Annotated in this window: 24 protein-coding genes; 14 read left to right on the top strand and 10 right to left on the bottom strand. The window is 68.7% G+C overall.

The genetic code is table 11. The features are described 5' to 3' along the window. Positions 1-65: 65 nt before the first annotated feature. The 3 genes from ACFY29_RS21980 to ACFY29_RS21990 all read left to right on the top strand — a co-directional run bounded on the left by ACFY29_RS21980 (position 66) and on the right by ACFY29_RS21990 (position 2759). Positions 66-1196, top strand: coding sequence for a sensor histidine kinase (locus ACFY29_RS21980; protein WP_328425281.1), 1131 nt, complete (start codon positions 66-68; stop codon positions 1194-1196). 76 nt (positions 1197-1272) lie between these two features. Further along, positions 1273-1935 carry a response regulator transcription factor gene (locus tag ACFY29_RS21985; RefSeq protein WP_328425279.1) on the top strand — a complete coding sequence of 221 codons (663 nt, stop codon included), beginning with the start codon at positions 1273-1275 and terminating at the stop codon, positions 1933-1935. A gap of 110 nt (positions 1936-2045) precedes the next feature. Next, positions 2046-2759 (top strand): hypothetical protein, encoded by a 714-nt coding sequence (locus ACFY29_RS21990; RefSeq protein WP_386989006.1) that lies wholly within the window; start codon positions 2046-2048, stop codon positions 2757-2759. Here the strand turns inward: ACFY29_RS21990 and ACFY29_RS21995 are convergent. Continuing rightward, positions 2719-3150: a hypothetical protein gene (locus tag ACFY29_RS21995; protein WP_386989009.1), complete on the bottom strand. Its 432-nt coding sequence runs from the start codon at positions 3148-3150 to the stop codon at positions 2719-2721. The two genes, ACFY29_RS21990 and ACFY29_RS21995, sit on opposite strands and share 41 nt — an antisense overlap. A gap of 65 nt (positions 3151-3215) precedes the next feature. Here ACFY29_RS21995 and ACFY29_RS22000 point away from each other — a divergent pair, with 65 nt between their 5' ends. Continuing rightward, a complete protein-coding gene (locus ACFY29_RS22000; protein ID WP_386989951.1) occupies positions 3216-3386 on the top strand; it encodes a hypothetical protein in 171 nt (56 codons plus the stop codon). Positions 3387-3427: 41 nt separating this feature from the next. Beyond that, positions 3428-3784, top strand: coding sequence for a type II CAAX prenyl endopeptidase Rce1 family protein (locus tag ACFY29_RS22005; RefSeq protein WP_386989902.1), 357 nt, complete (start codon positions 3428-3430; stop codon positions 3782-3784). A 215-nt stretch (positions 3785-3999) separates the two neighbouring features. On the opposite strand, the gene ACFY29_RS22010 is transcribed toward ACFY29_RS22005, so the two are convergent. From ACFY29_RS22010 to ACFY29_RS22025, 4 genes are all read right to left on the bottom strand, one after another. Next, on the bottom strand, positions 4000-6060 hold the full coding sequence (locus ACFY29_RS22010) for an MMPL family transporter (protein ID WP_386989011.1): 2061 nt from the start codon (positions 6058-6060) through the stop codon (positions 4000-4002). A 70-nt stretch (positions 6061-6130) separates the two neighbouring features. Next, positions 6131-6253: a hypothetical protein gene (locus tag ACFY29_RS22015; protein ID WP_386989014.1), complete on the bottom strand. Its 123-nt coding sequence runs from the start codon at positions 6251-6253 to the stop codon at positions 6131-6133. A gap of 83 nt (positions 6254-6336) precedes the next feature. After that, positions 6337-7233, bottom strand: coding sequence for an RNA polymerase sigma factor SigJ (gene sigJ / locus ACFY29_RS22020; RefSeq protein ID WP_386989016.1), 897 nt, complete (start codon positions 7231-7233; stop codon positions 6337-6339). Further along, a complete protein-coding gene (locus ACFY29_RS22025) occupies positions 7230-8453 on the bottom strand; it encodes an NAD(P)/FAD-dependent oxidoreductase (RefSeq protein ID WP_386989019.1) in 1224 nt (407 codons plus the stop codon). Before ACFY29_RS22025 ends, sigJ begins: the two co-directional genes overlap by 4 nt. A 284-nt stretch (positions 8454-8737) precedes the next feature. Between ACFY29_RS22025 and ACFY29_RS22030 the strand changes: the two genes are divergently transcribed. The 4 genes from ACFY29_RS22030 to ACFY29_RS22045 all read left to right on the top strand — a co-directional run bounded on the left by ACFY29_RS22030 (position 8738) and on the right by ACFY29_RS22045 (position 11499). Next, positions 8738-9094, top strand: a complete 357-nt coding sequence (locus tag ACFY29_RS22030) for a VOC family protein (protein ID WP_386989022.1) — start codon at positions 8738-8740, stop codon at positions 9092-9094. 36 nt (positions 9095-9130) lie between these two features. Continuing rightward, entirely contained in the window at positions 9131-9307 is a 177-nt protein-coding gene (locus tag ACFY29_RS22035; RefSeq protein ID WP_386989024.1) for a hypothetical protein, read from the top strand. Between the two features lie 314 nt (positions 9308-9621). Beyond that, positions 9622-10737: a MerR family transcriptional regulator gene (locus tag ACFY29_RS22040; protein ID WP_386989027.1), complete on the top strand. Its 1116-nt coding sequence runs from the start codon at positions 9622-9624 to the stop codon at positions 10735-10737. A 153-nt stretch (positions 10738-10890) separates the two neighbouring features. Continuing rightward, entirely contained in the window at positions 10891-11499 is a 609-nt protein-coding gene (locus ACFY29_RS22045; RefSeq protein ID WP_386989029.1) for a class I SAM-dependent methyltransferase, read from the top strand. A gap of 105 nt (positions 11500-11604) precedes the next feature. Here the strand turns inward: ACFY29_RS22045 and ACFY29_RS22050 are convergent, their stop codons facing one another. Further along, positions 11605-12735, bottom strand: coding sequence for a GlxA family transcriptional regulator (locus ACFY29_RS22050; RefSeq protein ID WP_386989033.1), 1131 nt, complete (start codon positions 12733-12735; stop codon positions 11605-11607). 382 nt (positions 12736-13117) lie between these two features. Here ACFY29_RS22050 and ACFY29_RS22055 point away from each other — a divergent pair, with 382 nt between their 5' ends. From ACFY29_RS22055 to ACFY29_RS22070, 4 genes are all read left to right on the top strand, one after another. Then, on the top strand, positions 13118-13756 hold the full coding sequence (locus tag ACFY29_RS22055; RefSeq protein WP_386989036.1) for an HD domain-containing protein: 639 nt from the start codon (positions 13118-13120) through the stop codon (positions 13754-13756). 68 nt (positions 13757-13824) lie between these two features. Beyond that, the gene (locus ACFY29_RS22060; protein ID WP_386989039.1) at positions 13825-14760 is read left to right on the top strand and encodes an NADP-dependent oxidoreductase; all 936 of its coding nucleotides are present in this window, start codon (positions 13825-13827) and stop codon (positions 14758-14760) included. Between the two features lie 311 nt (positions 14761-15071). After that, positions 15072-16034: a TIGR03619 family F420-dependent LLM class oxidoreductase gene (locus ACFY29_RS22065; protein ID WP_386989042.1), complete on the top strand. Its 963-nt coding sequence runs from the start codon at positions 15072-15074 to the stop codon at positions 16032-16034. A 146-nt stretch (positions 16035-16180) separates the two neighbouring features. Next, positions 16181-17494: a nucleotide disphospho-sugar-binding domain-containing protein gene (locus ACFY29_RS22070; RefSeq protein WP_386989044.1), complete on the top strand. Its 1314-nt coding sequence runs from the start codon at positions 16181-16183 to the stop codon at positions 17492-17494. A gap of 6 nt (positions 17495-17500) precedes the next feature. Here ACFY29_RS22070 and phnE read toward each other — a convergent pair whose 3' ends face one another. The 4 genes from phnE to ACFY29_RS22090 form a co-directional block, all read right to left on the bottom strand. Beyond that, a complete protein-coding gene (phnE, locus tag ACFY29_RS22075) occupies positions 17501-18325 on the bottom strand; it encodes a phosphonate ABC transporter, permease protein PhnE (protein WP_386989047.1) in 825 nt (274 codons plus the stop codon). 67 nt (positions 18326-18392) lie between these two features. Beyond that, entirely contained in the window at positions 18393-19118 is a 726-nt protein-coding gene (locus ACFY29_RS22080) for an ATP-binding cassette domain-containing protein (RefSeq protein WP_386989050.1), read from the bottom strand. A 4-nt stretch (positions 19119-19122) separates the two neighbouring features. Next, positions 19123-20040, bottom strand: a complete 918-nt coding sequence (gene phnD / locus ACFY29_RS22085) for a phosphate/phosphite/phosphonate ABC transporter substrate-binding protein (protein ID WP_386989053.1) — start codon at positions 20038-20040, stop codon at positions 19123-19125. A 332-nt stretch (positions 20041-20372) separates the two neighbouring features. After that, the gene (locus ACFY29_RS22090; RefSeq protein WP_386989056.1) at positions 20373-21038 is read right to left on the bottom strand and encodes a DUF4097 family beta strand repeat-containing protein; all 666 of its coding nucleotides are present in this window, start codon (positions 21036-21038) and stop codon (positions 20373-20375) included. Positions 21039-21275: 237 nt separating this feature from the next. Here ACFY29_RS22090 and ACFY29_RS22095 point away from each other — a divergent pair, with 237 nt between their 5' ends. Then, positions 21276-22058, top strand: a complete 783-nt coding sequence (locus ACFY29_RS22095; RefSeq protein WP_386989058.1) for a helix-turn-helix domain-containing protein — start codon at positions 21276-21278, stop codon at positions 22056-22058. Positions 22059-22062: the final 4 nt, after the last annotated feature.

Below are 22062 nucleotides of genomic sequence, written 5' to 3' on the forward strand. Positions count from 1 at the left end.
CAGTACGCCTCATCTACTGCGGGCGCGGGATGCTCCGCTGACGACGGCCGTTCTACAGTTCGACCATGCGCCGCGACCTGCCGTACGCCCTCAGCGGCCTCGCCCTCGGCGGCCTCCTGCTCGGCAATGCCGCGCTCGCACCGGACGCCGCAACGGTTGGGGCTGTCGACGTCCTCCTGGTCCTGGCCATGGCGGCGGCCCTGGCGGTGTGCCGGCGGTACCCGGTCGTGGCGTTGAGCGTGGTGACCGTCGCCATGCTGACCCTCCACGTCCGGGTGCACTCCGGGGTGTCCGCCGCGTTCCCCGTCCTCGGCGCGGTCTACGTCGCCGCCTGGCGGGGGCACCGATCGGCCGCCGCCCTGGCCAGCGTCGTCTTCCTCGGTGGCTTCCTGGCCCGCGACATCTCGGTCGCGCCCGCCGGCCAACCCGGCCAGCTGATCGCCGAGCGGACCGCCCTGCTGCTGGGCTGGTTTGTGGCGGCCAACGTCGCCGGGTTCGTGGCGCGGCAGCGCCGGGCGTACCTGGAACAGGTCGAGCAGCGGGCGATCGAGGCCGAACGCACCCGCGAGGAGATGGCGTTGCGCCGCGCCGGGGAGGAGCGCCTGCGCATCGCCCGCGATCTGCACGACTCGCTGACCCACAACATCTCCGTGATCAAGGTGCAGACCGGGATCGCCGTGCACCTGGCCCGCAAGCACGGCGAGGAGCCATCGGCCACGCTGCTGGCGATCCAGGAGGCCAGCAGCGCCGCGATGCGGGAACTGCGAGCCACGCTGGGCGTTCTGCGCTCACCCTCCGACGAGGACCGCGTCGGGCTGACCTGGGTGGGCGAGCTCGCCGAACGGACCCGGGCCGCTGGCGTACCGGTGCAGGTGACCGTCACGGGTCAACCCCGGGACCTGCCCGCCGAGGTCGACCAGGCCGGATATCGCGTCGTCCAGGAGGCCCTGACCAACGTGGCCCGCCACGCCGGCCCCGCCACCGCCCAGGTCCACGTCGAGTACGCCCCGGCGCAGCTGACCGTCTCGGTGACCGACGACGGCCAGGCGTCGCCGGTCCGGCCGGTGACACCGGGTGTGGGCCTGCGCGGCATGCGGGAACGGGTAACCGGAGTGGGCGGCACACTGCGAGCCGCCGCCCACGACGACCGCGGGTTCACGGTACGGGCCACGTTCCCGCTGGACGGTCAGGCATGACCGAGCGCTTGCGCGAGGTCCAACCAGCTCAGTCAGCCACGGATCGTGGCGGCTCCGACCGGAGGGAGGAGCCGGCATGATCAGGGTCCTGCTCGCCGACGACCAGGCTCTGATGCGGGCCGGATTCCGGGCATTGCTCGACGCCGAGGACGACCTGGAGGTCGTCGGCGAGGCCACCGACGGCACGTCGGCCGTCCAGTTGTCGCGACGCCTGCGCCCGGACGTCGTGCTCATGGACGTGCAGATGCCGGGACTCGACGGCATCGAAGCCACCCGGCGCATCGCCGCTGATCCCGACCTCGCCGCGATCCGCGTCCTCATCCTCACCAACTACGGGCTCGACTCCTACGTCTTCGCCGCACTCCGCGCGGGCGCCAGCGGTTTCCTCCTCAAGGACGCCGACCCCGCCGACCTGCTGCAGGCAGTGGCTGTCGTGGCTCGCGGCGACGCGCTGCTCGCCCCGGCCGTCACACGTACGCTCATCAGCGAGTTCGTGGCCGGCCCACCGCCGGCCGAGCCAGCCGCCGGACGCGACGTGCTGACCGCCCGCGAACAGGAGATCGTCGAGCTCGTCGCCCGAGGGCTGAGTAACGACGAGATCGCCTTGCGCATGGTGATCAGTCCGTTGACCGCCAAGACGCACGTCAACCGGGCCATGATGAAGCTGCACTGCCGCGACCGTGCCCAGCTGGTCGTGTGGGCGTACGAGTCGGGACTGATCACGCCGCGTCGCCGGTAACACCGCGTCGTCCTGCGTAGAGGTCGCTCTGCCACCCCGTCACCGGACGAGGAAGGTCCGACGCACTAGCATTGCCGCGGTCTGGGACGGCTTGGCTGAAACGAGGCGAAATGCGTTGGCTCCGGCGGTTGCTGGGCGGCGGGCGGGTCCAGCTCGATGCGGGGCGGCAGGAGGCGCTGCTACGGGACGTCCAGTATCGGTACGGCGCCGGCGCGCAGATCCGGTTCGCCGAGCAGGTCGAGGCCGTCACCGGAATGCTGAACAGCGACGACGGCTTGGTGGTGGCAGCCCGGATCGTGAGCCAGGTCGCCGACGAGGCCCACGCGGACCTGAAGACCCAGGCCCAGGAAATACACCGACGGACGGGCCGGCGGCTCCTGGTGCACCGCAGGAACTACCGGCCGCTGTGGATGGAGGCCGGCCCGGCCCTGCGGTGGCCACTGTTCGCGTTGCCGTGCGGCTTCCACCCGTACGCGCAGGTGGCTGCCGCCGTCGCGGTAGTCGGCAGCCAGGCGCCCCGGCTCGACCGGGTGACCGACCCGAACCCGCTCCTGACCCACATGTTCGAGGTGCTCGACCTCACCACCGCCGGCTGGGAGTACGGCCGGGTGCGGGTAGACACCGACGCCGCCGCCCTGGCCGATCGACTGATCTCCAGCGCCGCGAAGGTCCTGGCGGCCATGGATGACCCGCCCCGGCTGCCACCTCCGGTCCGTGAGCTGATGCGCCGGAACAACACCCTCGCCGTGCACGATCCGACCGGCCCTCGGGCGGTAGCTGGGATCAATCTGGGCGCGAGGATGCGGGAACGTCTGCTGGCCTGACCTCCGGGCCTACGAAGAGGTCCTCGTTGCTGATGACGAGGCAGTCGAACATCTCGTTGAGGACAGCTCGCTGATGTTCGGTCAACGGGTTCGCGAAGACCGCGACGCCGACTCCGGACGCCTGGCACGCGTCGGCGACTTCGCGTGCCTTACCCGGGCTGAGCAACGTCCGTCGCGAGAAGGGAGTGGTCATCTTGTCCACACCGCCGCGAGAGACGCCCCGCCGCTGGACGTGCCGACTCACCACCCGACCACCGTGTGCTTCCACTGCGGTCGCCAGAAGATCGAGCTTGGCACCGAACTCGTTGTCCTGCGCCGAAAACAGGCCCACGAGCGCCACGTCGGCGCCGGCCAGCACCCGGTTCGGGGGCCTGGCCCGGTGTCGGCTCACCGGGCAAGAATGCCAGACATCGCCCTACAGCGGCCGCAGGGCTGTGGCGGCCAACCCTGGCGCCGATGAACGATCTGGTACCGGGCCTGCCCTGGTGGGCCTTCCTGGCCGTGCTGATGCTCGTCGTCCCCCTGCTCGCCCCGCTCTACTGGGGCGAGGAGTTCGGCTGGACCAGCTACCTGCGGCTGCGGATCCTTCCCGGACGACCACTGGCCGCCACCCTGGCCACGGGCTGATCTGGGCGATCTGGCACTATCCGCTGCCCTTCCTCGGGTACATCCAGTTCAGCAACGTGGCCCTGGGCCTGCTGGTCTGGACGGTGTCATTCATGTGCCAAGAGATCATTCTTTCCTGGCTGCGGCTGCGCAGCGGCAGCATCTGGACCACCAGCGTCGCCCATGCCGGGAACAACATGACCCTGTCGCTGCTGACCGGCACGCTGCTGGGTGAAGGGTCCGATGCCACTGCGACCACGATGGTGATGACGGCGCCGATGGCCGTGGTGGCCGGCTGGGTTCTGCTCAGCGGGCGGTACCGGGCCGCGTCACAACACCGGACACACCAGCTCGTCGGCGCCTCGCCCGACCACCACCGCGACCCGCGCACCAAAGCGAGCTCGACCAGTCCGAAGTGAGCCCACATCTGGAGAACAAGCAACCATCAACCGCACCCCGCCCGCTCATGGACAAGGTCCATGAGCGGGCCGGCGCTCGCAATGTAAGTCGCAAGGGCCGGATTCGGCCCACACAACGCGGCCGAACACGGTCGTGGCCGCGCACCGTACGGCCGGCCTTCCCAAGCGGCGTCACCTCCAGAGGCAGGGCCTTCCGGCCCGACGCCGGAAGGCTGTCACCTCGCCGCGTCCACGAAAGCGGGTTCGGGGTCGGCCTCGCCCGCCGACGGCTGGCGCTCGTGGTGCTTGAACAGCTTGCTGGGCCACCACATCCATCGGCCCACGTCCAGAGTCAGCGCGGTGACCAGTACCGAGCGGACGATCATGGTGTCGAGCAGCACGCCGAACGCCACCGCGAACCCCAGCTGCGCCGCGAACACCAACGGCAGCGATCCCAGCGCCGCGAAGGTACCGGCCAGTACCAGTCCCGCCGAAGTGATCACGCCGCCGGTCGCGGACAGCCCGGTCCGCGCGCCGCGCCGGGTGCCGTGCAGCAGTGCCTCTTCCCGTACCCGGGTGACCAGGAAGATGTTGTAGTCGATGCCGAGGGCGACCAGGAACACGAACACCAGGAGCGGGAAGTTCGCGTCCGCCCCGGCGAAGTCGAACACGTGGTTGAACATCAGAGCGCTCACGCCGAGGGCCGCACCGAACGACAGCACCACCGTCGCCACGAGCAGCAGCGGTGCGACGATCGCCCGCAGTAGCAGCGCGAGGATGAGGAAGACCACGATCAGTACGACGGGGATGATCACCTTGGAGTCGCGGGCGGCCGACTGTTGTGTATCGAGTGCGATCGCCGTGCTGCCGCCGAGCCGGGCATCCGCACCCTCGATCTTGTGGACCGCGGTTCTGGCCTGCTCGACGGTGCGCATCGCGGCCTTGCTGCCGGGAGCGTCCTTGAGCGTCCCGAGAACGAAGACCTCACCATCCTTGATCATCGGTGCCGCGACGTCGGCGACCCCTGGGACGCCTGACAGCACGCTCTTGACCTGCTCCGCCGAGGCGGCCTTGGCCACGACGTAAATGGGGTCACCCGACCCGGCCGGGAAGTGTCTGGACTGGATCTCCTCGCCGACGACCGCCTGCGGCTCGTTGGTGAACTGGCCCTTGCTCGGGATCCCATCGGCCTTGAGCCCCGTCACCCCGATCGCCATGACGCCGAGGACGAGCGCGGTGCCGACCCACACGATCCGCGGCCGACTGGAGATGGCGGTGCCGACCCGCGTCCAGATGCTGTCCTTGGGTGTCCCGACCGAGCCGTACGACGGCTTCACCGGCCAGAAGATCCAGCGGCCGCAGATGACCAACAGGGCCGGCATCAGGGTGACCATGGCGAGCAGCCCGACGAGGATACCGACGGCACAGGCCGGGCCGAGCCCTTTTGTGGAGTTGAGAGTGGCCAGCAGCAGTACCAGCAGGCTGACAGCGACTGTCGCGGCGCTGGCGATGATCGCGGGACTGGAGCGGTACAGGGCCTCCGCCATCGCCTCGTGCCGGTCCTCGTGCCGCCTCAACTCCTCCCGGTACCGCGAGATGAGCAGTAGCGCGTAGTCGGTGGCGGCGCCGAACACCAGTACGGTCAAAATGAGGCTGGTCTGCGTGTTGACGGTGAGCCCGGCGCTTTTCGCCAGCAGGTAGATCACCGCTTCCGCCGCGACCAGGGCGCCGCCCGCGGTCAGCAGCGGCAGCAGTGGCAGCAACGGGCTGCGGTAGGTGAACAGCAGGATGACGACCACCACCAACGCGGTGATCGTCCCCAGGGCGCCTCCTCCGCTGAAGGCCGTTATCGAGTCGGACGCGTAACCGGCCGGTCCGGTGACGTGGAACCCGAGACCGTTGGCGTTCTGTTCGCCGATCTTGGTCATCGCGTCGACGACCTTGTGGGCCCCGTCCCAGCCCTCGTTGCCGTCGTCAACCTGGACCACGATCTGGATGGCCTTGCCATTCTGGGCCCTCAATGGCCCCTGTGGCTGCCCCACGATCTTTTCGATGCCCTTGAAGGCGTCGACGTCGGCTTGGGCCTTGGCCATGTCGGCAGGGGTGATGCCCTCGGGCCGGTCGTAGATCACGATCGCGGGCAGGGTATCGGCGGGCTGGAACTTCTTGGCCTGGTCGATGACCTTGGTCGCCTCCGCGTTGCTCGGCAGCCAGGCCGAATTATCGTTCTTCTCAACGTCACCCAGGTTGCCGGCCAGCATGAAGGCCGGCACCATCAGGGCGACCCAGATGGCCACGATGGCCCATTTCGCAATCCTGCCACTGGGCAAGGTCATCACTTTTCGCAACATGGGGATTCCTTAGTGTTCAGTCGACGTGGGAAAGCTTGTCGGGATTGATGACGGCGCAGATTCCGCACCCCTGGCTGTCGCCCGAAATGAGGTCGAGTACGACGACGGCGAAGGCGGAGTCACCGTCGAACAGCAGCACCGATGAGTCGCCGTTGACGCTGCGGTAAGCGACATTGAGAGCCCTGCCGAAGCGGGGGCGACAGCGGCGAGCAGGCGGGCAACTTACCGGCTGATCTGACGCGGAACCGTCATCGCGACGAGTTTGTCTGGGTTGCGGATGGCGTAGAAGTTGGTGATCTTCCCGTCGATGACCTCGATCAGGAGGACGCCTTCGGGGCGGTCGCCGACGTGGGCGACCATCGCGGGCCCGTTGTTGCAGTTGGCCATCTGGATTCGCATGCCCGGCCTCTGCAGGCCCGTGCGGAGGAGGTCCATGAGGACGGCCGCCACCTTCCGCGCGCCCACCACCGGCCGGCGTGCCGCAGTGGCCTTGCCGCCACTGTCGGCGGTCCAGGTGACGTTCGGCGCGAGCAGGGAGAGCAGCCCTGCCATGTCACCGGTGGCCGCCGCGGTCATGAACTGCTCGGTGATCTGCGCGGTCTTCGCGGCGTCGACGGGCTGGAATCGCCTGCGTCGCGCCTGCACGTGCTCGCGGGCGCGGTGCGCCACCTGGTGCGCCGTCGCCACGGATTTGCCTACTGCTGCGGCGATTTCGTCGTAGCCGAAACCGAACACCTCGCGCAGCACGAACACCGCACGCTCATCGGGGGTGAGTGTTTCGAGCAGTACCAGCATCGCCATCGACACCGACTCGGCGAGCACCACGTCGGCCGACGGGTCGTTCTCGTCGAGCAACAGCGGTTCCGGCAGCCACGGGCCGACGTAGTCCTCGCGACGGCGCGCGCTCGCCCGCAACGCGTTGAGCGTCTGACGGGTCACCAGCCGCGCCAGGTACGACCTGGTGTCCCGCACCGTCGCGAGGTCCACCTCGGCCCACCGCAGATAGCTGTCCTGCAGCACGTCGTCGGATTCGGTGGCCGAGCCGAGTATTTCGTAGACGATCGTGAACAGCAGCGGCCGCAACAGGGTGAATCGCTCGGCATGCTCGTCGGTGGTCACGGGGACGTGACCACCCGCGCGCCGGAGGCCGACTGCTCCAGCCGCCGACCGCCCTTGACCCAGCCCGTGGAACCCGGCTTGCGGGCCTCGCGACGGATCCGCGACACCGCGACCTTGCAGGTCAGCTCCTTGATCGCGGCGCCCAGCCGACCGCCGATGTAGATGTTCACCACAGTGTCGTCCTTGCGGGCGAGCTGGCGCATGGCGGCGTGCCGGCCGAGGCTGACGCACGACCCCGTGAGGGCCTGGTTGATCACCGCCGGTTCGATCCCCGCGATGCGGCTCAGCACGGTGTTGGCGGCCTGGGCCCCCAGCGGCCCGGCGGCCTGGCAGCTCATCCGCAGTGGCTGGCCCGACGGTGCCGCGGCGTCGCCGGCGGCGACCACCCGGTCGTCGTCGACACTGGTCAACGTCTCGTCGGTGAGCAGCCGGCCGAGCGTGTCGGTACGCAGCCCGCTCGCGGCCGCCAGCTCCGGCACGTCGAAACCGGTCGCCCATATGGTCAGTGCGCTCGAACGCACCGTACCGTCGGCAAAGACGATCGAATCCGGGCGAACCTCGATCACCACGTCAGCTTCGCGCATGGTGACACCGTGCCGGGACAGCCACTTGGCGGCGTACCGGCGACCCAGCGAACTCCATGACGACACCAGGGTTCCGCCACAGACCAGCGCGACCGTACGTCCTTGCTCCGCCAACTCGGCGGCCGTCTCGATGCCGGTCAGTCCGCCACCGACCACGGTGACCGGAGCATCGACGGGCAACTCCTTCAGCCTGGCGCGCAGCCGCCGCGCAGCCTCGAACTCTGCGATGGGGAATGCGAATTCGGCCGCGCCAGGCACCGATGACGGTATCGCCGCGGTGCTGCCGACCGCGTAAATGACATAGTCGTAGTCCAGCACGCGGCCCGACGCCAACTGCACTGCGCGGGCGGTGGTGTCGATGCGCGTGACGCTGTCGACAACCAACTGGACATCCTCGCTGAGCAGTTTGGCGTAGTCGACCGTGGCGTCGCCGGTGCCGGCCACGAACTGGTGCAGCCGCACTCGTTGGACGAAATTCGGCCGGGGATTGACCAGAGCGATGTCGACGTCGGCACGCATCCGCAAATGGTTGGCCGCGAGCGTTCCGGCATAACCACCGCCGATCACGACAATCTTGTGGCGTGTGATGTGCTCAGTCATGCCCCCAAGACACCACGGAACGTCGAAACATGACACGACGTGATGCGAATCACTCCACTTAGTAACGCGAGAACAGGCGGTGGGACGGCCTGCGGCAACCTGCCGGATGCCGACACCCCAGGCCCCCACGCTTGCCGGCACCACAAGTCCGCTCAGCGCGGAAGGACGAGACCCATCTGCGGAAAGTGGCGCCGCGGCGGTTGACCACCTCGCTGGTCTGCGCCCAAGCCGTCACCCGTCTCGTGTGATACCGACCCGAGTGCCTCCGGTTGGCGTCGACGCTGGACGATCGCTGACCGGAGCTCTGTCAGGATCAGTACATGGCGAACGTCTGGTCCGGTGTCACGATCGATTGCGTTGACCCAGAGCGGGTAGCCCGGTTCTGGAGCGGCCTGCTCGGTCGCGATCCTGGGTCGTCGCAGGAGGGTTGGGTCTACCTCGGCGAGCGAGGTGACCCTCAGCCGCGGCTGGTGTTCCAGCCGGTGCCGGAGCCTCGAGCAGGCAAGGTGCGGATTCACCTCGACGTCTCCGTCGACGATATCGACGAGGCGATGGCGCTGGTCATCGGTCTTGGTGGCCGGTTCACCGGTGAACGGCACGACTATGACGAGGGTGTGGTCGTGGTCATGGCCGACCCGGAGGACCACGAGTTCTGCCTCGCTCAGTACTACAGCTGACGGTGGCCGGCCGATCGACCCGGCTACGATCCGCTCGTGATCGAGGAATTGATCAGGAGGACGGCCGCCGAGGACGACGACGCCATCGAGGAATTGTGCGAGATCGCGGACGCCGATCCGCGGAGGCTCGCCCCGTACCAGGGCCTCGCGCCATGCGCCGCTGGTCGACGCAACCGCCGGCCGGTGCGGACGAACTGCACGTCGGTGCGCTGAGCTACGCGCTCGAGGGCGGTTGGACGATCGGCCCAGACGACAGCCGACGGGACCTGTGCGGGGACACCGCGCATCGGTGGGTCATGCGCGAAACACCCCGACGCGCAGACGGGCCCACCTGTCCATGGTGTGCGTCGCCGCTCTGGGTTGCCGTGGACGTGGACACCGCAGAACCGGCCATCGAAGCTGCGCTGACACGAAGGCAACGTCAACCGCACAATGATCAAGCAGGCGTTGCCGATGAGCGGAAACTCGATCATGCCAGCAGCGAAGTGCTTGCTCCTCACGCGGCGTCATGCCACATAGTCGGTGGCGTGGAGGAGCACCTGACCGTGGGGCGTGTGGCGGAGTTGGCCGGCGTCAGCGTCCGCACGCTGCATCACTATGACGAGATCGGCCTCCTGGAGCCGTCCACGCGGACCGCGGCCGGGCACCGGGCCTACTCCGCCGACGATGTGGAGCGACTCCGGGAGGTGCTCGCCTACCGGCGGCTCGGCTTCGGATTGCGGGAGATCGCGGATCTGGTTGACGATCCGGCCACCGACGCAGTCGCGCACCTGTGCCGGCTGCGCGGCCTGCTCACGGACCAGCGCGACCGAGCTGCTGCCATGGTCACGGCCATAGACAGGGAACTGGAGGCACGAGCAATGGGGATCAGGACGACGCCAGAGGAGCAACTGCAAGTGTTCGGCGCGCAGTTGTACGACGCCATCGGATCTGCTTACCCAGCGACGCGGCGCACCGAGCCGCGGATCGCCGCGCAGATTTGGGATGCGCTGGGGGACGCACGAACGGTGCTGAACGTCGGGGCTGGCACCGGTTCCTACGAGCCCCCCGACCGCGATGTCACGGCGGTGGAACCGTCGGCGGTCATGCGGGCGCAGCGTCCCGTGGGCGCGGCGCCGTGCGTGGCCGCCGCCGCGGAGAGTCTGCCGTTCGAGGACCAGTCTTTTGATGCCGCGATGGCGGTCAGCACCGTCCATCACTGGCCGGACCCGGTCGCCGGGCTGCGTGAGATGCGGCGTGTGGCCCGCCGCGTGGTGGTGTTCACGTACGACGCCTATGACACCGGCTGGCGTCAGCGGTTCTGGCTCACCCGCGACTACCTGCCTGAATTCGCGAACCTTCTCGTCGGCTGGCCGTCCCTGGCCGACCTGACCCGCGCGATCGGAGGACGCGCGGAGCCGGTGCTCGTCCCCTGGGACTGCGCTGACGGCTTCTTCGAGGCACACTGGCGCCGGCCTGAGGCATACCTGGACGAACATGTACGCCGCGCGGTTTCGGTATGGACCAGAGTCGGACCGCAGGCTGAGCAGCGGGCAGTCAGCACACTCCGCGAAGACCTTTCCTCAGGTCGGTGGGCCGAGCGCAACCGCGACCTCGTCCCCCTCGACACCGCAGAGCTCGGCCTCCGCCTGCTCGTAGCCTGAACCACCGTGCGCGAGAACGCCATCAAGGAGCTGACCTACCGCGATCGGTAATTGCGACCACGGCGACGGTTGGCCTGAGTCGCCGCCTTCGGTCGGCGGCGAACTGGTCATGGGCCCGGCTCCGGCCAATCCGAGAGCTCATATAGTCAGGCGGTGAACATGGAGCAGGTCCGGCAGGCGTACGCGTCCGTTGCAGAGCTCTACATCGAGCTGTTCGGCACGAGCCAGCAGGTACACGCCGACGACCTCGCCTTCATCGGGCGACATCTGGCAGGCCGACCTGGCACGGTGCTCGACCTCGGCTGCGGGCCCGGCCATATCACCGGCTACCTTCGCTCACTGGGCGTCGACGCAACGGGACTCGACATGGTCCCCGAGTTCATCACCCACGCGAGGGCGAACCACCCGAGCGCCGAGTTCCACCTCGGGTCGATGGAACGCCTCGACGTCGCCGACCACTCCATCGCCGGCATCCTGGCCTGGTACTCGTTGATCCATCTACCGCCGCAAGATCTCGACGGCATGCTCGCTGAGTTCCGGCGAGCCATCGCCCCGTCCGGAACGTTGGTGCTGGGTCTCTTCGACGGTGACGAGGTCGACGCCTTCGACCACAAAGTCGTGACCGCCTATCGCTGGCCCGTCGACGCGATCTCCGAGCGACTGACGCGTGCCGGCTTCACGGAAGTTGAGCGCCAGCGGCGGCCCAGTGACGGCACTCATCGGCCGCTCGCCGCCATCGCGGCAGTCGCAACCGACCGGTGAGCTGAGTCGGTTCCTGACCCGCAACGCCAAGCCAGGACCCGTCCTGAGGCGGAGGCCAGACACGACGCGGCCGCACGCAAGCTCCCTCAACTTGCAACTGGAGTACTAACCCGCATTCGCGCGGCGGGTCGTGCTGAACCGGCGTTGGTAGGCGGCAGGGCTGATCGACAGCTTCCTGGCGAAAACCCGTCGCATGCTTTCGTAGCTGGGGAACCCGGCGAGGGTCGCGGCCTGCGTCGCGGTGTGTCCTTGGTCGAGCAGTGCCCTGGCCATGTCGAATCGGATGTTTTCCACGTAGCGGGCCGATGTCGTGGACAGTTCGTCGTGGAAAAGCCGGGTGAGATGCCGGGTGCTCACGTTGAGGTGTTTCGCGAGTTCACCGAGCGAGTGGTCCCCACGGGGGTCCGCCGTCACCAGGTCGGTGATTCTGCGGAGCGCCGGCGAGCGGGGCGGCGGTCCTTGCAGCGGCGCCGAGAACTGGGACTGGCCGCCCGCGCGCTGCATGTACACCACCAAAGCGCGTGCGACGTCGCGTGCCAGGTCGGGCCCGTGGTCCTCTTCGACGAGAGCGAGCGCCAGGTCGATCCCGGCCGTCACCCCTGCCGACGTGTACGTGGTGCCATCGCGAACGTAGATCGCGTCGGGCTCGACGCGGCACGTCGGATACCAGGCGGCAAGCTCGTGCGCGACCTGCCAGTGCGTGGTCGCACGCTTGCCGTCGAGGACGCCAGCGGCGGCGAGGACGAACGCCCCGGTGCAGATCGATGCGACCCGGCCGGCCACAGCCGCCGGTATCCGTACGACGTCCGCCAGGTCGGCGGGGACACGGGCGCGCGGATAGAGGTCGGACCCGGCCACCAGCAACGTGTCGAAAGCCGGCTCCGAGGAGATGGCGCCGTCGACCGCGACCCGGACCCCGAGGTTCGACGTGACGTCCGCACCGGTCGGCGACAGCAGCACGATCCGGTAGTCGGCACCGAACCGGTTCGACTCCTTGAACACCTCCGCGGGACCGGCGACGTCCAGCAACGTCACTCCGTCGTAGACGAAGATCGCGACGCGATGGGGGCCAGCGTTCACCACACCGGTCCCTTCGGAGCCGGATCCCTGCGGTGAGCGACCGGACCCCGGCGGCACTGACCGCCGTCGGGTCGGCGAAACATGAGCATGGACACCGCTTATTGGTAGCACGCCATTACCGGATACGACGGGGATCCTCGTGGCCGGGTTACTCACGTTTCGACTATTGCAGGTAAACGAACTCCCTGCGATCTTCGGCTGATTACGTACACAGCGGGGTTTATTCAAGAAACGCCGGAGCCGTCGCAAAGGCTGGTCTACGAAATCCTCTTTCCGCAACCGATGCCCGGTTGACTCACGCGATGAACCCGACATCAGGCGTCGCGTGGAACGGGCCGTGACGGACGACACGAAGTCGCAGGCCACGCGCTCGTCCCGCTGGGGGGACACGGCACCGCGCGTGGTGGAGCACGACTGCGACTTCGCCCTGTCCGGATATAAGTGATTTCCGTCCGGACGAAGGCGGCGCCATACGACGATCAGTGGGCAGCATGGAGGTCGGAAACATGGTCCGCACACTCGGGGAAGGTCAGAGATCGTGCCAGAGGTCATCGCGGGGCTGGAGATTCCTGAGACAGCGGCGGTCGCCGAAGCGACCGGGCGCATCCGGGAGACGACCAGCCCTCTCATCTACCACCATTCCCGAAGGGTCTTCCTCTTCAGCCTGATTCACGCTCACAAGCTCGGCGTGAAACCGGACCCGGAGCTGCTCTATCTGGCGGCCATGTTCCATGACGCCGGCCTCCTGACTCCCTTTTCCGACGTCGAGCAGCGCTTCGAAGTCGATGGCGCTGACCACGCGCGCAAGTTCCTCCTCGACCGGGGTTTCTCGACGGCGGCCGCCGAGACCCTTTGGACGGCGATCGCGCTACACACCACGCCGGGCATCCCCGACCGGATGGCCCCGGAAATCGCGACCACGTACCTCGGTGTCTTGACCGACGTGCTCGGGTTGGGCCTGGACGGACTGGAACACGATCAGCTGGACGAGATTCTCGCCGTCCACCCACGAGGGGACTTCAAGAACGAGTTTCTGCGGGCCTACGTCGACGGGCTGAAGAACCGCCCCGAAACCACGAACGGCACCGTGAACTCCGACGTGCTCGAACACTTCATCCCCGGCTTCCAGCGCGTCACGACAGTCGAACGCATCGTCGGATCGCCCTGGCCAAGCTGATTGGACATCTCACGCGAGCACGCGATGAACGGTAAGAGCCAACGAACTTTCTTGGAAAGGATTCGAGCATGCGAGCGATCACTGTGCAAGACCGTGACGCGGGTGTCAGCGGGCTCACCCTGACTGACATGCCCTACCCCCACGCTGCGGAAAACGACGTCATCGTGCAAGTGCACGCCGCAGGCTTCACCCCCGGAGAACTCGACTGGCCGGGAACGTGGTCCGATCGCGCCGGTCGCGACCGAGCACCCAGCATCCCCGGGCACGAGCTGTCCGGAGTCGTGGTCGAGTTCGGCTACGGAACCACCGGCCTCACCGTGGGCCAGCGGGTGTTCGGACTGACCGACTGGACCCGCAACGGATCCCTGGCCGAATACACCGCGGTGGAGGCTCGCAACCTCGCCCCCCTCGCCGCCGACATCGACCACACCGTGGCGGCCGCGCTGCCCATCTCCGGACTGACCGCGTGGCAGGGACTGTTCGACCACGCCCACCTCACGACCGGCCAGACCGTCCTCATTCACGGCGCCGCGGGCGGCGTCGGCTCGATCGCCGTTCAACTCGCGCGGGAGGTGGGCGCTCGCGTGATCGGCACCGGCCGAGCAGGCGACCGTGACGTCGCGCTCGGCCTCGGCGCGCAGACCTTCCTCGACTTGGATGCCGACGATTTGCGGCACGTCGGCGAGGTGGACGTGGTGTTCGACGTCATCGGCGGCGACATCCTCGAGCGGTCGACCAAACTGGTACGCCCGGGCGGCACCCTCGTCACCATCGCCACCCCACCTACCGTGCAGCCCAAGGACGGGCGGGCCATCTTCTTCGTCGTCGAACCTGATCGCGCTCGGCTGACCGACCTCGCCCAGCGCCTCCGGACCGGACGGCTCAACCCCATCGTCGGCGCCGTGCGACCGCTTTCCGAAACGGCCTCCGCGTTCGCCCGCCGCCGCACGCCAGGCAAGACGATCATTCAGGTCGCGGACGAACAGGGAACGCAGCACTCGTGATCAATGTGCGAGTGCCAGGGGCGGGCTGATCGCCGGCACGGCTGCCGCGGTCGTCGGATGCACACCCCACACGATCCACCTTTCCCGATGCCTGACTCATCCCCTTGGGTACGCCATTCCTCGTGCCTGAGAAAGGAGTCATGCAGCTCCGCCGCCAGGGGACCGGGTTGGCCACATGCCGGCAGGACCGCCGAGCAGATCCCCGGCGGCATACGGCCGTGACGAATTACCGGTCAGGCCCTGGCATCGCTGACTCGTCGGGACTGCGATCTCTGACAACCCGTTTATGAATTCCACCTGTGGGAGGACCCATGGAACTCGGTCTCGCACTGCCCACCGCCGGGCCGCAGACCTCGCCAGAGACGATCGTCAAGGTCGCCAAGGAGGCCGAACGGCTCGGTTACAGCGCCCTGTGGACGTTTGAACGCCTGCTCCGCCCGATCGACAAGGTCGTGCTGTGGACGGGGGGTGAACCCGAGATGTTGCCGGAGTTCTACGGCTCGACGTACGAGCCGCTGGAGACGCTGAGCTACATCGCCGCCGTGACCGAGCGGATCAAGCTGGGCACCGCGGTTCTGGTGGCGCCGCTGCACGTGCCCGTGATGCTCGCCCGCCGGCTCGCCACCCTGGACCGGTTCAGCGGCGGCCGGGTCATCGCCGGTCTGGGACAGGGCTGGCAGCACAACGAGTTCGAGACGGCGAACGTGTCGAGCGGCCGCAAGGGCGCCCGCACGGAGGAATTCATCACGGCGATGCGGGCCGCGTGGGGCCCGGACCCGGTCCGGCACGAAGGCGAGTTTTACCGGATCGCGCCGTCGCAGGTGAACCCCAAGCCGGTCCAGGCCCGCATTCCGGTGCTGCTGGCCGCGAATGCGCCGGCCGCCGTCAAGCGTGCCGCCCGGATCGCGGACGGCCTGATCCCGATCACCTCCTCGGCGCAGGAACTGCGCGGCGTCGTGTCCGCGTTCTATGACGCCGCCCGTGAGGCGGGCCGCGACCCCGGGGATCTCATGGTGGTCAACCAGGTGCCCTGGCCGACCCCGGTCACCCGTGAGCCGATCGGGGAGGGCCGGCCCTTCCTCGGCGGATCGCCCCGGCAGATCGCCGAGGACCTCATGGTCGCCCGCGAGAGTGGTGTGACCCAGGTGTACCTCGCTGGCGGCCAGGGCCTCGGGCTCGACGTGGGCCTGAAGGCCGCCGACGTGGACCAATGGCTCGGGTTGCTCGGTGAGGTGATCGAGGCGGCCGACCGCCTCGGCGTCCTCGGGCCGTGAGGATCAGTGAGCAGCGGGCTCCGGCGCCCATCGGGCCGGAACGCCGGGACCTTACTCCACCCTCGCGTGGTGAAGCCGGCGCTGTACTAAATGAGGAGACTCGAATGGCCAAGGTAATAGTTGGAGCGACTCCCTTTCAGGGACACGTGAGCCCGGTCCTCACGGTCGCGGCGGACCTGGTTGGGCGTGGTCACGAGGTGGTCGTATACACCGGATCCCGGTTCGAGGAGCGCGCGCTGGCGATCGGAGCACGATTCCAGGCACTACCGCCGGAAGCCGATCTCGACGACCGGAAGTTGGACACCCTCTTTCCGGTGCGGGCCACGCTGCCACCAGGACCGGCCCAGTTGTCGTTCGACTTTGAGAACTTCTTCCTCGGCCATCTGCCCGCGCAGGTGCGGGGTCTACGGGCGCTGCTGGCGACGTTCCCCGCGGATGTGGTGCTTGGTGAGCTTGGGTTTTGGTCGATACCGGTGCTCAGCCTCTCGACAGCGCCGGAGGAACGCCCGACGCTCGTGACGCTGGGCTCTGTCCCCCTGCTGATCCAGAGCGAGGACACTCCTGCGTTCGGCGCCGGTATCGTGCCAACGCCAGGCGAGGAGGCGCGCGCCCGCAACCGCGCGATGAATGCTGAGGTGCGCCAGGTCTTTGCCGAGCTGCAGAGATTCGGCGAGGCAACGTTCGAGTCGTTGGGTGTGACGGTGCCCGGCTACCTCTTCGACGCGCCGTTCCGCCGTACGGACCACTACCTGCAGCTGACCGTGCCCAGCTTCGAGTACCCCCGCAGCGACCTTCCGGAGCACCTGCAGTTCGTCGGTACGCTTCCTCCAGCCTCCACCGGCGACTACGTAGAGCCGCCATGGTGGCCCGAGCTGTCAGCCGGCCGGCCGGTGGTGGTCGTCACCCAGGGCACCGTCGCCAACAACGATCTGAACGAACTGGTCATCCCCACGGTGCGCGCCCTCGCCGACCTCGACGTCCTCGTGGTGGCCGCTACCGTTCGCGAGGACGGGCCGGACCTGGTACGCCGGGCGCTGGCCGAAGTGCCGGACAACGTGCGGCTGGCCGGCTTCGTGCCGTTCGACCGGCTGCTGCCACACGCCGACGCATTGGTCACCAACGGCGGCTACGGCGGGGTGCAGACCGCCTTGTACTACGGAGTGCCGCTGGTGGTCGCCGGTGCCAGCGAGGACAAGCCGGAGGTGGCCGCCCGCGTCGAGTGGAGCGGCACCGGCGTCAACCTGCGCACCAGCATGCCGGGGGCGACCGAGTTGCGCGCCGCCGTGCAGACGGTGCTGCGCGACCCGAGCTACCGCTCCCAGGCCGGGATCCTGGCCAAGGAGATCGGCCAGTACAACCCGTTCGAAGCGATCGCCGAAATCGTCGATGCGCCCGCCCGCCGCCCAGGTCCACGAACGGGTCCGATCGAGCTGGCGCCCCGTCCCGCCGGGGCGGTGTGAAGCAACTCAGTGCTGTGGGCGCCAGCGTTGGCGGAAGCGGGGTCGTTCGCAGTCGCCGGGCGGCCCGGCGATGACCCCGAGCCGCCGGCGGATCAGGACCGACATGCCGTCGACGATGAGGACCAGCAGCAGCACGGCGGCCATCAGCGTCGCCAGCTCCTGGTAGCGGAACAGGTGCAGCGCCACGCCGAGCTCCTGGCCCAGCCCGCCCGCGCCGACGTAGCCGATCACCACGGAGCTGCGGACGTTGCACTCCCACTGGTAGAGCAGCTGGGACACGACGGTGCCCCGCGCCTGCGGGACGACGGCGAAGAGCGCGGTCGCGGTGCGGGAGGCGCCGGTGAGACGGACCGCCTCCACCGGGGCCGGGTCGACCGCCTCCATCTGCTCGGAGCAGAGCTTGGCCACCATGCCGGCCGAGTGCAGGCTGATCGCGTAGACCCCGGCAGCCGGTCCGAGGCCGACCGCCGCCACGAAGAGCAACGCCCACAGCAACTCCGGTACGCCCCGCAGCACCGCGGCGAGCCATCGCGCCGGGAGGGCCAGCGCCCGCGGTGCCCGTACATTGCCAGCGATGAGCACCGCCATCGGCAGGCCGAGGACGGCACCCAGCACCAGCGCGGCGACCGAGATCTGCAGGGTCTGCACGGTCGCGGCGGCGATCCGGCGCAGCAGTACGGGGTCCAGGTCGGGTGGGAAGAGCCCGGAGAGCAACCGGACGGTGCCCTCCCGCCCCTGCACCAGCGATCCGACGCCCACCCCGGTCGCCGAGAGCGACCAGAGCACGACGGTGGCGCAGACCAGCAGCCCCACCCATTGCAACGTACGCATCGGTGCCCGCGTCCGCGGACCGGCCGGCCGCCCCGCGGACGCGACCGGCGGGTCCCGATCCTCCGTCTCAAGCGGCATAGAGCTGCTCCATCGAGATCGTGTCCGGTGGGCCGTCAACGACGATCCGCCCCGCGCGCAGCCCGACGACGCGGGGGAACTGCCGGGCCAGCGCGCCGTCATGGGTGGCGAGCAGCAAGGTGACGCCGTCCGCCCCGCGCAGGTCCGCCACGGCGGCAGCGGCCCGCTCCGGGTCCAACCCCGTCGTCGACTCGTCCGCTAGGAGCAGCCCTGGTCCGCCGAGCAGCGCCCGTACCAGGGCGACCCGCTGGCGTTGACCGCCGGAGAGGTGCTCGATCCGCCGATCGAGCAGGTCGACGATCCCGTGTCGGTGGGCCAACTCGTCGAGGCGGGCGGTGTGCCGGCGCGGCACGCCGCCCCGGGCGACGGTGAGCCAGTCGCCGACTCGCCACCGCCAGGACTGGCCCATCAGGATGTTTGTCCGCGCGCTGACGCCGGGGACGAGGTCGTCGCGCTGCCGGAGGAACCCGGACCGCTGCCGCAGCGCCCGCACGTCGGCGGCCGGCCCGAAGGGATCACGGCCACCGACGCGGACCTCCCCCGCCAGCGGCCGTACGCCGCCGAGCAGCACCCGCAGCAGGGTGCTCTTCCCGGCTCCCGAGGAGCCGAGCAACGCCACTTGTTCGCCGGCGCGCACCTGAAGGTCCACGGATTCCAGCGCCGGAACGGCTTGGCTGTCGAACCTGACGGAGAGCCCGGTCAGCGTGACGTCCATGCTGTCACCGCTTGGTGAGCAGACCGAGGCGCTCGGCGTTCTGCCGTACCTCGGTGTAGTCCGCGGTCGAGACCGCCGCGTAGGACTTGGCCCGCATCAACGACAGCAGGGCTGGGTCCGTGATGGCGAGGAACGCGTCGGTGACCTTCTGCCGGGCGGATTCGTCGAGCCCATCCCGGGCCACCCACGGGTAGCCCATCACCTCGCGCTGTTCCACCACCCGCAGGGCGCCCTTCGGGACGGTGCCCTGCCGCTCCAGCCGGTGCAGGATCCGCAGTTCGAGCCCGCCGGCCTCGACGGAGGAGTTGAGCACCGCCTGCGCGGTCGCGTCGTGTCCCCCGGTGAAGGTGACGTTCCGCAGCGGGGGGCAGGCGTTCAGGTCGTCCGGCTGGCACTTGGCGCCCGCGTCGACGAGCATCATCCGCGGGTAGAGGCTCCCGGACGTCGAGCCCACGTCCCCGAAAGCGAACCGGCCACCGGCGGCGACGACGTCCGCGACGGACTTGGTGGGGGCCTCCGCCCGCACGACGACCGCGGCCCAGTAACGCGGGGTGCCGGTCTCCTCGTCGACCTCGGTCACCAACGGCACCACACCCGGCGACTGCTCGGCGGCCTGCGTGTAGGTCAACCCACCGAGGTAGGCGACGTCCACCTGCTTTGCGACCAGGGCAGCCACCACGCCCGCGTAGTTGTTGGCGACGAAGAGCTCCACCTCGACCTCGAGCCGATCAGCCAGATAGGTCCGCAGCGGCTCGTACAACGCGCGCTGCTTCTCGGGGGAAACGTTGGGCACGACGCCGACCCGCAGCCGGGACGGTAGCGCCCCGCCGGTCGGTTCGGAGGACCCGCAACCGCTGGCCGTGATTACGAACAGGATGGCCAACAGACCGACCACCATCCGCCCGAACGAACCTCGACGCATCTGCTTCCTCGCCCTCTCCGCACCTGAGTCGGCATCAACCACAGACGACACCCGACAACGGACCCATCACTATATCGAAGGTCGCCTATCGACCAGACCTCGTGCACGAGGTCAGGTCCGAGGTGGCGCTCCGGCACGGACATGATCTGCGGAGATACCGGCGCCAACACGAGCGGCGGACCGGGGGCAGGCGACGATCAGCACGAAAGCGCCCCAGGCAAGTGCGCCGCGACGAACGCGTGGATCGCAAGCCCCTCGGGACGGACGGCGGGCCCACCGCGACCGACAGGATCTCGATCGCGGTGGGCCCGGCCGAATAGCCCTTCTGCTTCTCAGAGGCTGCGGGCGGCGATGTCGCCATGGGAGGTGGTGGCACGGATGTCGAGTTCGGCGGTGCCATCGTTCTTGAGGGCGTTGCTGACACGGCCGTAGCCGGTACCGGCATCCAGCGCGGCCGAGACGCCGGCGGCGGCGGCGACCGAAATGTTGCCGGACTGGGTGCTGAGCACGACCGTGCCCCGCACGGCCTCGGCGATCCGGATGTCGCCCCTTGCGGTGCTGATTTCCGCAGGACCGTTGAGCCGGCCGACCTCGACGTCGCCGTCGATCGCAGTGAGGCGGACGCTCGCGGCCTCGTCGATCTTGATCTGGCGGTAAGCGCCTTCGAAGGCGACGTCGCCGAGACGTCCGACGCCGCGGAGCTCGGCGCTGGCGGTCTTGGCCTCGATGCGGGAGCCGGCGGGCAGCTGGACGGTGACCTCCAGGGATCCAGAGGGGCCGAAGAGCTGGCTGTTGGGGGTCGGGGCCGTGATCCGCAGGACGCCGTCGGCGTAGGCGACGGTGGTCTGCTCAGCGGCCTTGGTGTCGCGGCTCTTGGAGGGGTCTGCGGGCCGGACCTCGACGGTGGTGTCGGCGCGGTCTGCGGCGATGAACTGGATGCGCCCGGCGGGGATGTCCAGGACGGCGGAGATCGGGGTGGGGGTGGCGAACTTCTGCATCGTGCTCTCCTGTGCTCGTTCGTGTTTCTGACACCGGAAACGCTACGTTGCTTTCCACAACCCGGCAACAGTTCTGTTGCACCAGAGCAGCATATACGCAGGTAGGAGCATAGAAAGTGTTGCAACGACTCTGGATTCAACGCAACGGCCACTGCACTGATCATTGCAATGAATGAGAAGTGAACGCTATGGTGGGGGGATCAGGGACCGCCATGAAGGACCACCAAGGAGATCGCGATGCCGGGAGGCAGGCTCAGCCAGCAGGAACGTCAGCAGATCGCGCTGGGGGTGGCCGACAGCCTCCCCTACGCAGAGATCGCCCGACGCCTCGACCGTCCCACCTCGACGATCACGCGTGAGGTGATGCGCAACGGCGGCCCCACCGCCTACCGCGCCGACCTGGCCCACCGCGCCACCGAACGCCGCGCCCACCGGCGCAGACCCGCCTCCTCTCGGGGGGCGGAATCAGTCCCCCAGCCGCACGGACGCGACGCCGAGGCCGTGGCCGAGTACGAGGAGACGTTCACTACCGTCCTCATGGCTTCCGGCCTGACCAAGATGACAGCCCGGGTGCTGACCTGCCTGTTCACCACCGACGCGGGCAGCCTCACCGCGTCCCAACTCGCCCAGCGTCTCCAGGTCAGCCCGGCGTCCATCTCCAAGGCGATCACCTTCCTGGAGAGCCAGAGCCTCGTCCGTCGAGAACGCGACGAACGCCGCCGCGACCGCTACGTCGTCGACGACGAACTCTTCTACCAGGCGACGATCGCCAGCGCCCGATCCAACGACCAGCTCGTCGAAACCGCACGCCAGGGCGTCGCCATCCTCGGCCCCAACACCCCCGCCGCCACCCGCCTGGAGAACATCGCCCGCTTCCTCGACTTCATCAGCGAGAGCATCACCCGTGCCGCCGAACAGGCCCGCGAAGTCCTCCACACCAAACTCGAAACAACCTCGGCGGCACCGGCCAACCAGGTCCAGACCACGGATAGGCCGCCGTCTCGACCACCACAGCCATGAGACG

It is taken from the genome of Micromonospora sp. NPDC000668 (assembly GCF_042897975.1).
Lineage (GTDB): Bacteria > Actinomycetota > Actinomycetes > Mycobacteriales > Micromonosporaceae > Micromonospora.